Here is a 14,205-nt window from a genome sequence, read left to right as displayed (position 1 = left end):
CTAGGTAGGGATTCATGCAGTGGTCACCGGTCTGTGACCGGTGGGTGGGGGAGTAGATCATAAGGAGTCGACGCACGATGGGTGCACCGTTCAAGATTTGTCATACGCGTACCGCCTGCGCCGTGCTGGCCTCCGGCATGGTGATCTCCCTGACGGCGCTCACCGGCGGGGTGGCCCCCGCCTTCGCGAAGCCGGGTGACGACCCGTCGGGGCCGACCACGACGATCGTGCCGGAGCCGGCGGCGCCCCAGGCCCCGCAGGAGCAACCCGCCAAGCCGGACAAGCCCGTCGAGAAGGCCCCCGCCGCCGAGGCGCCCGCGCCCACCGCGGACGCGCCGCCGGTCGTCGTGCAGCCGACCGCCGAACCGACCGCCGAGGCACCCAAGCAGACCCGCGCACCGCAGCCCGTCGCCCCCGAGCCGGCACCGGAGCCCGAACCCGCGGCCACCAGCGCCGCGCCCGCCCCGCAGCGCGAGGCACCCGTGACGTCGACGACCAAGAGCCCGACGACGTCCACGCCAGCGGCCACCAGCGCCCCGGCGCAGTCGTCGTCCCCGGCGGCGACCCCGACCCCGGGGAGCAGCCCATCGGCGGCGTCGTCCAGCCCGGCCCCGGAGACCCCGGGCGGCTCGACCGAGGCGCGGACCGAACCGTCCAAGCCCTCGGAGCAGTCCGAGTCCCCCGAGTCCCCCCCTCAGTCCTCGACGTCGCCGAGCTCCGCGACGCCGGGTTCGAGCGCCGCTGAGTCGTCGTCGGATTCGTCCACCGAATCCTCGTCGGCCGGCAACGGCGGCGAGCGGAAGTCCTCGGAGTCGAGCTCGTCGGACTCCTCGTCGTCGGCCGCGGCGTTCCCGAAGGTGATCGAGAAGGTCGCGCCGCAAACCCTCGAGGCGCCCGAAGCCGACATCCAGGCCGCCAAGACCGCCAAGGTGGTGGAGGAGAAGCCCGCCGTCGCCGCGCCGCAAGACATCCAGAACGTCGCGCGCATCATCGACCTGCCCAACCGCGACCTCGATCCGCTGGACCTGAACCGCCGTCGCGACGACGACCAGGTGCGGCTCGCCGGCGGGTGGGATCGCAACGTCCGGCAGTGGCGTCCGGACTGGGTGCAGTACGACGATTACTACCGGCCGGTGCTGAGCAACCCCTACCGCGACCCGGTGCGCATCGTCTACGTCTATCAGAATGCGCCGCGGGTGGCGTTCATCCCGCCGCTGGGCAGGATCGTCCTGGAGGTGGCGCAGTACGCCGCGTACAGCTTCACCGCCGTGGTCACCAACACCATCAACCAGGCGGTCAACGTCGCGGTGGGCAGCTTCTTCGGCGGCGGGTTCTTCCCCGGCGTCGGGCTTCCGCTTCCGCCTCCGCCGCCGGCCCTGGTGAACTACTCCAACGTGCCCGTGCAGGTGCGCTATCCCGACGCCACCTACCAGCCGTTCCGAGTGTCGAAGATCGTCGACGTGGGTCCGGACCAGCAGTTCGGCGAGCAGAAGGTGCTCCTCGACGGCGTCACCCCCGCGTGGGGGCAGTGGAAGCAAACGCCCAGTGGCGAGCGCAGTTTCGAGGTCCACAAGACCCAGCAGTTCCCGGGTCTGGACGACCCGCGGCCCGGGCCGCTGCCGGGGGACTACCAGCTGACGCTGGCCTCGGACGAGTCGCCGTCCGGGATGAACAAGCGTGACGTCTACCTGATTGCGGTGGCCGTGGCGTGTGGTGCGCTGAGCATCGGCGCCGTCGCGCTAGCGGTGTTCATGGGTCGCCGCCAACGCCCACTGCACTAGGCAGCAGAAGCAACGATGGCCGCCGAGTCCCGAGGACTCGGCGGCCATTCGTCATCTCGGACCTAGGGGGTGACTTCCCAGTTCCAGATGGACATGTCGCCCTTGGGGTAGTTCATGCAGACGTCGGTGGCCTTGGCGACGACGCCCTTGTTGTTGAAGAACAGCTTGGCCCAGTTGCCCCAGTGGGTGGCCACGTTCTCGTAGTACACGTTGGTGGCGGTGTCCTCCGAGTACTGGCGGCGGGCGACGGGGTCCAGGGAGAAGAACCAGTGGATGCGGTCGAACGCCTGCTGCTGGACGTCGGCGGGGCGGTTGCTGCGGTCGATCATGTACCGCTCGAAGTAGACCGGGCTGGTGTCGCGCGCGGCAGCCATGTACTGCTCGGTGTCGCAGGTGGTGATGATCATCCGGTGCGGGATGGGAAAGTCGTCGGTGGCGTCGGCGGCCGCAGGCCCCGCCAGGGACGTCGCGGCGATGCCACACGAGGCGGCCGCCAGAGCACTCCGCAGTGCGATGGTGCGCAGACCCTTCTTCATGTTCGTTCTCCTCAAACTGTTGGGGCTGGGTCGGTCTTGGTGATCGGGCTCGGCCACGGTTCTGGCAGGGGCCTCTGACGGACCGGGGTCGGCCACCAGAACCACTTGCCGAGCATCGCCGCGATGGCCGGTGTCATGAACGACCGGACCACCAGGGTGTCGAACAGCAGGCCGAGACCAATCGTGGTGCCGACCTGTCCGATGACGGTCAGGCTGCTGACCGCCATGGACATCATGGTGAACGCGAACACCAGACCAGCCGAGGTCACCACGGAGCCGGTACCGCCCATGGACCTGATGATGCCGGTGTTGAGCCCTGCGTGTATCTCTTCCTTGAAACGGGAGACCAGCAGCAAGTTGTAGTCCGCGCCGACCGCCAACAGGATGATGACGGACATCGCCATCACCATCCAGTGCAGTTCGGTGCCCAGGAAGTGCTGCCAAATGAGCACCGACAGACCGAACGAGGCGCCCAGCGACAGCACCACGGTGCCGACGATGACGGCAGAGGCCACCACCGCCCTGGTGATGAGCAGCATGATGATGAAGATCAGGGCCAGTGACGCGATGCCGGCGATCAGCAGGTCGTAGGTGTTGCCGTCGGACATGTCCTTGAAGGTGGCCGCGGTTCCCGCGAGGTAGATCCTCGACCCCTCCAGCGGCGTGCCCTTGATGGCTTCCTTGGCGGCCTGCTTGATCGACTCGATGTGCGAGATGCCCTCTTCGCTCATCGGGTCGCCCTCGTGGCTGATGATGAACCGCACCGAGTGCCCGTCGGGCGAGATGAAGTTCTTCATGCCCTTCTTGAACTCGGGGTTGTCGAAGATCTCCGGCGGCAGGTAGAAGGAGTCGTCGTTCTTCGACGCGTCGAACGCCTCGCCCATCGCGGACTGGTTCTCCTGCATCGCGGCCATCTGATCCGACATGCCCTTTTGGGTCTGATACATCGTCAGCATCATGGTCTTCATCGACTTCATGGTCGCGAGCATCGGCGGCAGCGACGCCATCAGCTGCGGCATCAACCTGTCCAGCGCGTCGAGGTTGGTGACCAGGCCGCCGAGCTGATCACTGAGCGCGTCGATGCCGTCGAGGGTGTCGAACACCGAACGCGTCGCCCAACACAGTGGGATGTCGTAGCAGTGCGGCTCCCAGTACAGGTAGGCGCGGATGGGCCGGAAGAAGTCGTCGAAGTTGGCGATGTTGTCGCGCAGCTCGTTGGTGGTGGCGACCATGTCCTTGGTCTTCAAGGTCAAGTCGTGGGTGACGTCGTTGAGCTGTTTCATCAGCACCAGCATGTGTTCGAGGTTCTCGATCATGCCCTGCATCTCGTCGGCCTGCTTGAGCATGCTGGCGAACGAATCCTGTTGGTACTTCAGGTTCATCTGCTGCGTGGTGCCCTGCATGCTGATCTGGAACGGGATCGAGGTGTGCTCGATCGGGGTGCCCAGCGGCCGGGTGATGGCCTGCACGCGCCCGATGCCCGGGGTCTTGAACACCGCCTTGGCGATCTTGTCGATCACCAGGAAGTCGGCCGAGTTCCGGAGGTCGTGATCGCTTTCGACCATCAACAGCTCCGGGTTGAGCCGCGCCTGGGAGAAGTGCCGGTCGGCGGCGGCATAGCCCTCGTTGGCCGGGAGGTCGGCGGGCAGGTAGTTGCGGTCGTTGAAGTTCGTCCGGTAGCCCGGCAGGGTCAGCAGGCCGACCAGCGCCAGCGCGATCGTGGCGACCAGGATCGGACCCGGCCAGCGGACGACCATGGCGCCGATCTTGCGCCACCCGCGGGTGCGCAGCGCCCGCTTGGGTTCCAGCAGACCGAAGCGGCTGGCGATGGTGACCACCGCGGGGCCCAGCGTCAGCGCGCAGGCGACCACGATCATCATGCCGATCGCCAAGGGCACGCCGAGGGTCTGGAAGTAGGGCAGCCGGGTGAAGCTCAGGCAGAAGGTGGCGCCCGCGATGGTCAGGCCCGAGCCGAGCACGACGTGCGCCGTGCCGTTGAACATCGTGTAGTAGGCGTCTTCGCGGTCCTCGCCGAGACTTCGCGCTTCCTGATATCGGCCGAGCAGGAAGATGGCGTAGTCGGTTGCCGCGGCGATCGCGAGCGTGACGAGCAGGTTGGTCGCGAAGGTCGACAGACCGATGATGTCGTAGTAGCCGAGGAAGGCGACGATTCCGCGGGCCGCCGACAGCTCCAGCACCACCATCACCAGCGTGATCAACACGGTCACGATCGACCGGTAGACCAGCAGCAGCATGACGATGATGACGGTGAACGTGACCGCCTCGATGAGTCGCAGACTCTTGTCGCTGGCGATGTTCTGGTCTGCCGAGAGCGCCGCGGGGCCGGTGACGTAGGCCTTGATGCCGTCCGGTGGCGTCAGGTTGCCGACGATCTTCTGGACGGCCTCGACCGAGTCGTTGGCCAACGCCTCACCCTGGTTGCCCGCCAGGTACACCTGGACGTACATGGCCTTGCCGTCGCTGCTCTGCGAGCCCGCCGCCGAGAGCGGATCGCTCCACATGTCGTTGACGTGTTCGACGTGCTTGGTGTCGGCTTCGAGGTCCTTGACCATGCCGTCGTAGAAGTCGTGCGCGGATTGGCCGAGCTTGTCCTTGCCCTCCAGCACGATCATGACCGAGCTGTTGGACTTGAACTCCTTGAAGGTCTCGCCGATGTGCTGCATCGCGATGACCGAGGGTGCGTCGTTCGGGCTCATCGACACCGAGCGCAGCTTGCCGACCGCTTCGAGCTGGGGGACCAGGACGTTGCCGAGGGCGATGATGACGATCCAGCCGAGGATGATAGGCAGCGCAAAGGTCCGAATGAAGCGCGGCAGCCGGTGACGCGTCGGATTCACCGCGGGACCCGAGGTCGGAATCGCGTCCGTGGTCGGCTCGTGGTCGGGCGCGCGGTGTTCGGGTCCGGTCATGCGTTCTTCGCCAGGCAGAAGGTCTGGGCGTTCACGCCCGTCGTGGTCCTCTCGTCCTTGACCTCGTCGTCGACGGTGATCCGGCACGTGATGGAGCTACCGTCGCCCTGAGCGACGACGTTCGGCAGGACCGACGGGGCGGTGGTGCTCAGCGTCAGCGACCACGGCAGAGAGGTGCCGTCGAGCCGGACCGGCTTGGAGTCCAGGTCGAGGTAGTTGATGTCGGCGTAGGTGCCGGTGCCGAAGATCTCGTACTTCACGACCTTCGGGTTGAAGGGCTCGGCGTCGTCGGCGAAGTTCTTCGGCGTGACGAGGATCGGGTTCATGCCGAAGAACGTGCGTACGCGGTGAACGGTGAATCCGGCGATCACGATCACGATGACGATCACGATCGGTATCCACGCTCGGCGCAAAACCTTGGTCATAACCCCTACTCGGAACATTCCTGAGATTGAAATGAGAGATTAGCCCATATAACTGTATGGTGTGGAATCACGGTGTGCGGTGATCACGCCGCACGAACGTGACCTCCCGCACAACCGCTTCACCGCGTGATCCAGACATTCCGGATCATGCTGATGCGCAGTACTTTAGAGATCGAACGATAGGGACCCGGCTATGAAGGCCTTGACGCGTACTGGACTGGTTTCCGCACTTGCGGCGTGCACGATGGTGATGGGCGCGGTGGCCCCGGCGAATGCCGATCCGGACACCGACTTCGCCAACGAATTGCACGTCTACGGGATCTACGGGCCCAAGGACTACAACGCCTGGATCGGCAAGATCGAGTGCAAGCGGCTGCGGACCGGGCTCGACGCCAACGCCAACGAAGCGGCGGTGTTCCTCAAGACCAACCTGCCGCGGGGGACCTCCGAGCAGGCGATCTACCAATTCCTGTCGGCCGGCATCAACTACTACTGCCCCGATCAGCGTCCCGTCGTGGACAGCCTCGCGGGCCAACCGCAGGCCTCACCGGCGCCGGTTGGCGCGCCGCTGCCCGCCGAGCAAGGCTGAGTTCAGCCCGCCCGGAGCGAATCACGCCGCGCTCTCGTCGTCAGGTGTGAGGAGTCGCTCGGGGTGGTGGAGGTAGTTGATTCGGGTTTGGCCGACGTCGAGTTGCGGGGGTGGGATCCACTGAACGACCCCGTCTTCTAGTTGAACGGTCCAGCCGGTTTCGGCGAGGCGGTTGTCCCCGCCGCAGGCCAGGGTGACGTCGTCGATGTCGGTCTGTCCGTTGTGGGCCCAGCCGGTCATGTGGTGGACCTGGGTGCCGTATCCGGGGACGGTGCAGCCGGGTTTGGTGCAGCCGCGATCGCGGGCGTGCAGGACGATTCGTTGGGCTGCCGAGGCCAACCTCTTCGTCCGACCGAGGTAGAGGGCTTGATTGGTGTGCTCGTCGAACACCGCCAGGTAGTGGTGGGCGTGGGATGCCATCCGGATCAGATCCGCCATGGGCAGCAGTGACCCACCCCCGGTGACCCCGGACCCGGCCCCGGATTCCAAATCCTGCAGGGTGGTGGACACGATGACGGTGACGGGTAACCCGTTGTGCTGACCGAGTTCCCCGGATGACAGAACAGAGCGTCCGATGGCGATGAGTGCGTCGTGGTTGCGTTGCCCGACGCTGCGGTCGTCGGTGTCGATTTGTTCTTGGGACGGGGTGCCGGAGGTGCGGGGTTCGTGATCGGCGGGGTTGCACATCCCCGGCGCCGCCAATTTCGCCAAGATCGGTTCGACGACCGCCCGGGCTTCGGGGCCGAGTAGCCCGGTGAGCCGGCTCATCCCGTCGGCCTGCTGCGGCCCCAATCGCAGGAATCGTTTCCGGGCGCGGTCGGAGTCGTCGGGTTCCGAACCGTCCTGGTCGATCGCGGTAGCAAGCTTGTCCGCAGCGCGGCGCAACTCCTCCGGACCGGTGGACGATCCGATCGTCACCAACGTCTTCTCCGAGAGGTCCCGCACCTCGGGATCCACCCAGGTCGGCAGCCGGTCCAGGAACCCCGTGATGACGGTGATGTGTTCGGGTCCCACCGCTCCGCGGGCTTGCGCGTGGGCGGTGGGTGCCAGCTTCGGGGCCAACGCCTCACCGTTGAGCGTGGTCCGCGGCCCAAGGTCTTCGGCCTCGGTGAGCCGGCGGCGGGCTTCGCGACCGGAGATCCGCAACCGTTGGGTCAACACCGACCCCAACGACTTCGCGCCCAGTTCCGTCGGGGAGGCTTCGCGTTGCAGCCGGGCGATCACCCGGTGCCCCACCACCGGCAGCTGCCAAGTCGCGGTCTCGAGTTCACCGAGCAGTTCGACTAATTCGCGGTGGGTGAACTGGTCGCAGTCCAGCTCGGCGAGGTCGGCGACGGCAGCCACCAACGAGGTAACCGCCGCGATGACCCGATCCGAACTCACACTCGAACATTAGTACGACCCACCGACATGGCATGAGCCCGAAATTGTTGTCACACAGGGTTGTTGATCAATTCTGGTCTGTGGATGATTCGCGCACGAAGGCCATCATTCTGGTAGTGGACAGGCGGTTCGGTGGACGCGAGTGAGGTGGTGAGCCATGTCCGTGCGACGCCATCGCGGTATGGCTGTCCGACAATGGGTCATGTTGCCGCTCAGCGCAATTCACTGGCCTAATGGGAAAGCGGAATGCTCCAACTGCGCCGACTCACGCTGGTTGCGTCTAGCCGCCGCCGGTGTTGATGTTCGACGACAGCGTGATGAACTGATCGTTCTTCCACACGCCCCATCGGCCACCCCACATGTGCGTCCACACGACGGGCTCGCCGTCCCAGAACTCGGCGGTCTTCGGCGGGGCGTTGGGGGGCGGTACCTCGCCGACCGACATGTCCGGCGGCGGGGGATCGGCGACGGCGACGGCCGCCCCCACGCCCAGCGCCGCCGTGGCCAACCCGGCCGCGACCGCAACGGCGGACAACGTGTTCTTCACTGAGGGCATCGGTGTGGCTCCTGATCGCGACGGGTCGAATACTTAGCAGGCATAACCACGTTACGTCATCACCAAACTCTCGGCGTGCCGACGCCGTGACGCAGTCGACACCGGGGTGACGCACATCACCTCCGAGGTCTGGTATCGACAGGCCCCGTCCGACGCTTGTAGCAGCCAGAAGCCACCTCTACCAGAGCGATGGCCGGCACGGACGGGACGAGCTCATGACCACACCACACCTGGCACGCACGGGGACCGCAGTTGCGCGCGCCGCGAAGAAGGCCGTCTTCGGCGCGCTGGCCGTGGGTGCGGTGACCGTCGGCTCCGTCGTCGGCCCCACCGCGACCGCCAACGCCGCCGACGACTCCTGTGCCGCCGTCGAGGTCGTCTTCGCCCGAGGCACCTTCGAGGGCCCCGGCGTCGGCGCCGTCGGACAGGCGTTCGTGGACTCGCTGACCGCACGTCTGCCCGGCAAGGCCGTCGACGTCTACGCCGTCAACTACCCGGCCTCGCTCGACTTCGGCCGCGCCGTCGACGGAATCGTCGACGCCAGCAACGAGATTCAGACGATCGCCAACCAGTGCCCGTCGACCAAGATCGTCCTGGGCGGATACTCCCAAGGCGCGGCGGTCGCCGGCTACACCACCTCCAGCGTCGTGCCCGCCGGCTTCACGCTGCCGGCCGGACTGACCGGCCCGATGCCCGCATCGGTCGCATCCCACGTCGCGGCCGTCGCCTTGTTCGGCACGCCGGACGACTGGTTCCTGGGCCTGGTGGACCACTCCGCCCCGCCGATCGCGATCGGCGACCAGTACACGGCCAAGACCATCCAGCTGTGCGCCACCGGTGACCCGGTGTGCTTCCCCGGCGGACTCGACCGCTCCGCCCACAGCTCCTACAAGTTCAACGGGATGGCCGACCAGGCCGCCGACTTCGTCGCTGCCCGCCTGGGCGCGCCGGCGCCGTCCGCGACGATCGTGCAGGCGGCCGGCGAGCCCACCCCCGGGAACTGACCGTCAGACCTCGACGGTCACCGGCCCCACGTTCCAGATCTCGTCGCAGTACTGCGCGATCGCCCGGTCCGAGGAGAACTTGCCGCTGCGCGCGGTGTTGAGGATGGACATGTGCGACCAGGCGTCGGGGTCCTGCCACGCCGCGGCCACCTGGTCCTGGCAGTCGACGTAAGCGGCGTAGTCGGCCAGCACCAGGAACGGGTCATCCTTGGTCAGGTTGTCCACCAGGGGCCGGAACACTTCGACGTCGCCATGGGAGAACTGCCCCGAGGAGATCAACCCGAGCACGGTCATGAGCTCGTCGTTGCCCTCGACGTAGGACATCGGGCGATACCCCTCGTGCTTGACCTTCTCGACCTCGTCCTCGGTCAGGCCGAAGAGGAAGAAGTTCTCCGGTCCGGCCTCCTGGCGGATCTCGACGTTGGCGCCGTCCAGCGTGCCGATGGTCAGGGCGCCGTTCATCATGAACTTCATGTTGCCCGTGCCGGAGGCCTCCTTGCCGGCCGTGGAGATCTGCTCGGACAGGTTGGCCGCCGGGTAGATGAGGTGGGCGTTCTGGACGTTGAAGTTGGGGACGAACACCACCTTCATGAACTTGTTGACGTCCGGGTCGTTGTTGACCGTCTCGCCAACGGCGTTGATCAGCTTGATGATTCGCTTGGCCATGAAGTACCCCGGGGCGGCCTTGCCGCCGAACACGTAGGCGCGCGGGGCGACCTCGAGCGTCGGATCCATCTTCAGCCGGAAGTACTGCCTGATGATGTGCAGAACCGACAGGTGCTGGCGCTTGTACTCGTGGATGCGCTTGACCTGGATGTCGAACATCCAGCTGGGGTCGAGTCGAACGCCCGTGGTGGTCTGCAGGAAATTGGACAGCCGGGCCTTGTTGGCGCGCTTGACCTCTCGCCACTGCTGGCGGAACTCGGCGTCGTCGGCGAAGGCCTCGAGTCCGCGCAGGCGATCGAGGTCGGTCAGCCAGCCGTCGCCGATGGTGGAGTCCAGCAGCGACCGCAGACCGGGATTGGACAGGGCCAGGAAGCGACGCGGCGTGACGCCGTTGGTCTTGTTGGAGAACCGTTCCGGCCACAATTCGTAGAAGTCCTTCAGCACGCTCTGCTTCAGCAGATCCGAGTGCAGGGCGGCGACGCCGTTGACCGCGTGGCTGCCCACGGTGGCGAGGTAGGCCATCCGCACCGTCTGCCCACCGTCCTCGCCGATCAACGACATGCGCCGCACCCGCTCGACGTCACCGGGGAACTTGGCCCGTACCTCGTCGAGGAAGCGGCTGTTGATCTCGTAGATGATCTCGAGGTGACGCGGCAGCGACTCGCCGAACAGGCCCAGCGGCCACTTCTCCAAGGCCTCGGGCAGCAGCGTGTGGTTGGTGTAGCCGAAGGTGGCCACGGTGATCGCCCACGCCTCGTCCCAGCCGAGTCGCCGCTCGTCGACGAGGATTCGCATCAGCTCCGCGACGCCGATCGAGGGGTGGGTGTCGTTGAGCTGCAACGCAAATCGCTTCGGCAGCTCGTGCAGCGACACGTCGGCCAAGTCGTCCATGATGTGGACGACGTGCTGCAGGGAGCAGGACACGAAGAAGTACTGCTGCAGCAGCCGCAGGCGCTTGCCCGCCTCGGGCTCGTCGTTGGGGTAGAGCACCTTGGTGACCGTCTCGGAGGTGACCTCCGACTCGACGGCCTTGTAGTAGTCGCCGGTGTTGAACGCATCCAGCGCGAACGATTCGACGGCGCGGGCGCTCCACAGCGTCAGCACGTTGCAGGTGTGCACGCCGTACCCCTGAATCGGGGTGTCGTAGGCGACGCCCTTGATGACCTGCTTGGGCACCCAGCGAATGCGGTCATACCCGGAGTCGTCGATGTAGTGCTCGGTGTGCCCGCCCCAGTTGACGAGGTAGGTGACGTCGGGCTTGGCGATCTCCCAGGGGTTTCCACCGGCCAGCCAGTTGTCGGTGAGCTCGACTTGCCAGCCGTCGGAGAACTCCTGACGGAAGATGCCGAACTCGTAACGGATGCCGTACCCGATCGCCGGGCGCTCCAGGGTGGCCAACGAGTCGAGATAGCACGCCGCGAGCCGGCCGAGGCCGCCGTTGCCCAGACCCGGCTCCGGCTCGCAGGCCAGCACCTCGTCGTAGTCCTGGCCCAGCGAGGCCAGCGCCGTGCGGGCGGCGTCCTCGATCTCGAGGTTGAGCAGGTTGTTGCCCAGCTGCGGACCCATCAGGAACTCGGCCGACAGATAGCAGGTGACCTTGGCACCGCTGTCGAGGGACTGTTGGGTCGACGCGACGCGGTTGTCCTGCATGCGGTCGCGGACGGCCAGGGCGAGCGCCCGGTAGTAGTGGTCGGGGCGCAGCGCGGCGGCGGGCCGACCGATGGAGTACTTCAGGTGATCGGTGATCGCCACCCGCAGGTCTGCGGCGTCCAAACCGGACCGGAGGTGGGAGGCTTCTTCGGCTGCTGTACTCACGACGTCGGTCACCGCGCGATTGTGGCAGTTACGCGTGCACGGCGCACTCGCTGCGGTCGTCGTGCAGGTGAACGCCCGGTGGTCATCCCGCCCCCTTGCCGTTGTCGACGCGGTATACCGCGCCGTGAATGGCCGCGGCGTCGTCACTGGCCAGGAACGCGATGGCCTTGGCCACGTCGGCGGTCTCCATGAAGCCCCGCGGGGAGGCGATGCGCATGATCAGGTCCCAGTCGGCGTTCTCGGGGGCCTCGAATTCGGTGGCCTGCGCGGTCGGCATGCCACCGGGGCACACCACGTTGACCCGCAACTGCTTCTTGGTGAACTCGACGGCGAGCGCCCGCGTCAGACCGACGAGCGCGTGCTTGGCGGCGCAGTACCCGGCCGAGTAGACCTCGCCCTCCACCCCGGCGATGGAGGACACGTTGACGATGTTGCCGCCCACCTCGAGCAGGTGCGGCAACGCCGCTCGACACAGGTAGAACGGACCGTTGAGGTTGACGGCCAGGTCGTGGTTCCAGTCCTCGTCGGACATCGTCGGCGTGTGCCGCATCTGATGGAAGCCCGCGACGTTGACCAGCACGTCGAGCCGGCCGAAGTCGGCCACGCAGTCGGCCACCGCCTGCGCGCACGCCCCGGAGGTGGTGACGTCGACCGACGCATACTTTCCGCCGGGCACCTCGGCGAACACCTCGGCCATCCGGTCGGCGTCGCGAGCGATCCCGAAGACCGTCGCCCCGCGCTCGGCGAACACCCGGGCCGTCGCGGCGCCCAAACCCGTCGACGCCCCGGTGATCAGCGCGACCTTGCCCGTCAGATCCGTCATGCCTGGACCCTCTCACGACTCCTGGCCCCGGTCGGTGCGCATCGGGCAAACCGCTGACTTCGACCCCGCCGCACTGCGATACTCCCGCTATGACGATCGCCCGGGTGCTCGCCGTCGCCGCCATGCTGGTCACCTCGACGCTCGGCTTCGCGGGCACCGCGAGTGCAGACCAGGTCATGGAGGGCGTCTACGGATACGACCAGGGCGACATTCACGCCGAGTGGACCATCTACCCGAGCTGCGTTCCCACCGTCGGTGACCTGCGGGACAACCTGGAGCTGCCGGTGGCCTGCCGATTGCACGTCGCCCCCAACTCGCCCCGGATCAACGGTGGCGACGCCCGGCTCACCGGGGGGCTCTGGACCTTCTCCACCAGGGTCAAGGAGGGCTTCCCCTGCCCGGACGGCGACGGTTTCGCCCCCGTGGTGGAGACCTACGAGTTCGACGACGCGACGATGTCGGGTAAGCGCTCGACGGCCAACAGCGCCGCGTGCAACGGCACCGTCGGACCGAAGATCGTGGTCTCGCCGTTCACCCTGGCGTTCTCCCGGCCGTTGCCCATCCCCGTCGACCGGTACCCGCTGTATTGCGATCCCGGTGGCCTCAAGAGGTGTCGCTGACGATGGCCAAGCGAATCGTGCTCTGGGGCACGGGCTTCGTCGGGCGCATGGTGCTCGCCGAGATCGTCGACCATCCGTCGTTCGAGCTCGTCGGCGTCGGCGTCGCAAATCCGGAGAAGGTCGGTCGTGACGCCGGGGAGATCTGTGGCCTCGGCACCACGATCGGCCTGACCGCCACCGACGACGTCGACGCGCTCATCGCGCTCGCGCCCGACGCGCTGGTGCACTACGGCCCGACCGCCGCGCACGCCGAGGACAACATCGCCCTCATCACGCGGTTCCTCCGGGCCGGCATCGACGTCTGCTCGACCTCGATGACTCCGTGGGTCTGGCCGAAGATGCACCTCAACCCGCCGAACTGGATTCAGCCGATCACCGACGCCTGCGAGGCCGGCGGCTCGTCGTGCTTCACCACGGGCATCGACCCGGGATTCGCCAACGACCTGTTTCCGATGACGTTGATGGGGCTGTGCTCGCAGGTTCGGACCGTGCGGGCCTCGGAGCTGCTCGACTACACCAACTACGAGGGTGACTACGAGTTCGAGATGGGCATCGGCATGCCGCCCGAACACCGACCGCTGCTCGAGACCCCGGAGATCCTCGTCTTCGCCTGGGGCGCAACGGTTCCGATGATCGCCCACGCCGCGGGGATCGAGCTCGACGACATCACGACCACGTGGGAGAAGTGGGTCACCCCCGACGAGCGCAAGACCGCCAAGGGCGTCATCGCCGCCGGCCACGTCGCCGCGGTTCGCTTCACGATCAACGGCGTCTTCGAGGGTGAGACGCGCATCCAGCTCGAACACGTCAACCGAATCGGAGCCGACGCCGCTCCGGACTGGCCGTCGGGCAGCGTCGACGACGTCTACCGGGTCGAGATCGACGGCACCCCGAGCATCTTCCAGGAGACGGCCTTCCGGTTCACCGACGGGTCGGGACGCGACGCCGCGGCCGCAGGTTGCCTGGCCACGGGGCTGCGCGCGCTCAACGCCGTGCCTGCCGTCAACGACCTCCCGCCGGGCTGGGTGACCCCTCTGGATCTACCCCTCATAGCCGGAGCTGGCACGATTCGATGAC

At 66.8% G+C, this 14,205-nt stretch carries 12 protein-coding genes; 5 read left to right on the top strand and 7 right to left on the bottom strand.

Translation table 11 applies throughout. The annotated features are described in order from the left end of the window. Positions 1–77 precede the first annotated feature (77 nt). Complete coding sequence (locus tag ABZ195_RS10120) at positions 78–1,781, top strand: hypothetical protein (protein ID WP_355217228.1); 1,704 nt, start codon at positions 78–80, stop codon at positions 1,779–1,781. Between the two features lie 62 nt (positions 1,782–1,843). Here the strand turns inward: ABZ195_RS10120 and ABZ195_RS10115 are convergent, their stop codons facing one another. The 3 genes from ABZ195_RS10115 to ABZ195_RS10105 are packed head-to-tail and all read right to left on the bottom strand — an operon-like array spanning position 1,844 to position 5,672. Beyond that, a complete protein-coding gene (locus ABZ195_RS10115) occupies positions 1,844–2,317 on the bottom strand; it encodes a DUF5078 domain-containing protein (protein WP_355217226.1) in 474 nt (157 codons plus the stop codon). A gap of 11 nt (positions 2,318–2,328) precedes the next feature. Beyond that, positions 2,329–5,247, bottom strand: coding sequence for an MMPL family transporter (locus tag ABZ195_RS10110; RefSeq protein WP_355217224.1), 2,919 nt, complete (start codon positions 5,245–5,247; stop codon positions 2,329–2,331). Next, on the bottom strand, positions 5,244–5,672 hold the full coding sequence (locus tag ABZ195_RS10105; RefSeq protein ID WP_355217222.1) for an MmpS family transport accessory protein: 429 nt from the start codon (positions 5,670–5,672) through the stop codon (positions 5,244–5,246). The genes ABZ195_RS10110 and ABZ195_RS10105 overlap by 4 nt, the downstream gene beginning before the upstream one ends. Before the next feature lie 244 nt (positions 5,673–5,916). On the opposite strand from ABZ195_RS10105, the gene ABZ195_RS10100 reads away from it, so the two are divergent. Next, positions 5,917–6,261: a DUF732 domain-containing protein gene (locus tag ABZ195_RS10100; RefSeq protein ID WP_355217854.1), complete on the top strand. Its 345-nt coding sequence runs from the start codon at positions 5,917–5,919 to the stop codon at positions 6,259–6,261. Between the two features lie 21 nt (positions 6,262–6,282). Here the strand turns inward: ABZ195_RS10100 and ABZ195_RS10095 are convergent, their stop codons facing one another. Both ABZ195_RS10095 and ABZ195_RS10090 read right to left on the bottom strand, forming a co-directional pair. Beyond that, entirely contained in the window at positions 6,283–7,644 is a 1,362-nt protein-coding gene (locus ABZ195_RS10095; RefSeq protein WP_355217220.1) for an HNH endonuclease signature motif containing protein, read from the bottom strand. Positions 7,645–7,924: 280 nt separating this feature from the next. After that, positions 7,925–8,200 (bottom strand): hypothetical protein, encoded by a 276-nt coding sequence (locus tag ABZ195_RS10090; RefSeq protein WP_355217218.1) that lies wholly within the window; start codon positions 8,198–8,200, stop codon positions 7,925–7,927. Between the two features lie 215 nt (positions 8,201–8,415). Here ABZ195_RS10090 and ABZ195_RS10085 point away from each other — a divergent pair, with 215 nt between their 5' ends. Beyond that, positions 8,416–9,204, top strand: a complete 789-nt coding sequence (locus tag ABZ195_RS10085; protein ID WP_355217217.1) for a cutinase family protein — start codon at positions 8,416–8,418, stop codon at positions 9,202–9,204. 3 nt (positions 9,205–9,207) lie between these two features. Here the strand turns inward: ABZ195_RS10085 and ABZ195_RS10080 are convergent, their stop codons facing one another. After that, positions 9,208–11,697: a glycogen/starch/alpha-glucan phosphorylase gene (locus ABZ195_RS10080; RefSeq protein WP_355217215.1), complete on the bottom strand. Its 2,490-nt coding sequence runs from the start codon at positions 11,695–11,697 to the stop codon at positions 9,208–9,210. A gap of 70 nt (positions 11,698–11,767) precedes the next feature. Then, complete coding sequence (locus ABZ195_RS10075) at positions 11,768–12,508, bottom strand: SDR family NAD(P)-dependent oxidoreductase (protein ID WP_355217213.1); 741 nt, start codon at positions 12,506–12,508, stop codon at positions 11,768–11,770. 89 nt (positions 12,509–12,597) lie between these two features. On the opposite strand from ABZ195_RS10075, the gene ABZ195_RS10070 reads away from it, so the two are divergent. Together ABZ195_RS10070 and ABZ195_RS10065 are read left to right on the top strand one after the other, a co-directional pair. Then, a complete protein-coding gene (locus tag ABZ195_RS10070) occupies positions 12,598–13,128 on the top strand; it encodes a hypothetical protein (protein ID WP_355217211.1) in 531 nt (176 codons plus the stop codon). Between the two features lie 2 nt (positions 13,129–13,130). Further along, positions 13,131–14,204 carry a dihydrodipicolinate reductase gene (locus tag ABZ195_RS10065; protein ID WP_355217209.1) on the top strand — a complete coding sequence of 358 codons (1,074 nt, stop codon included), beginning with the start codon at positions 13,131–13,133 and terminating at the stop codon, positions 14,202–14,204. The last annotated feature ends 1 nt before the right edge of the window (position 14,205 follow it).

The sequence above is a fragment of the Mycobacterium sp. NPDC006124 genome (assembly GCF_040614235.1).
Lineage (GTDB): Bacteria > Actinomycetota > Actinomycetes > Mycobacteriales > Mycobacteriaceae > Mycobacterium.
This window is presented reverse-complemented; position numbering and strand designations above follow the sequence as displayed.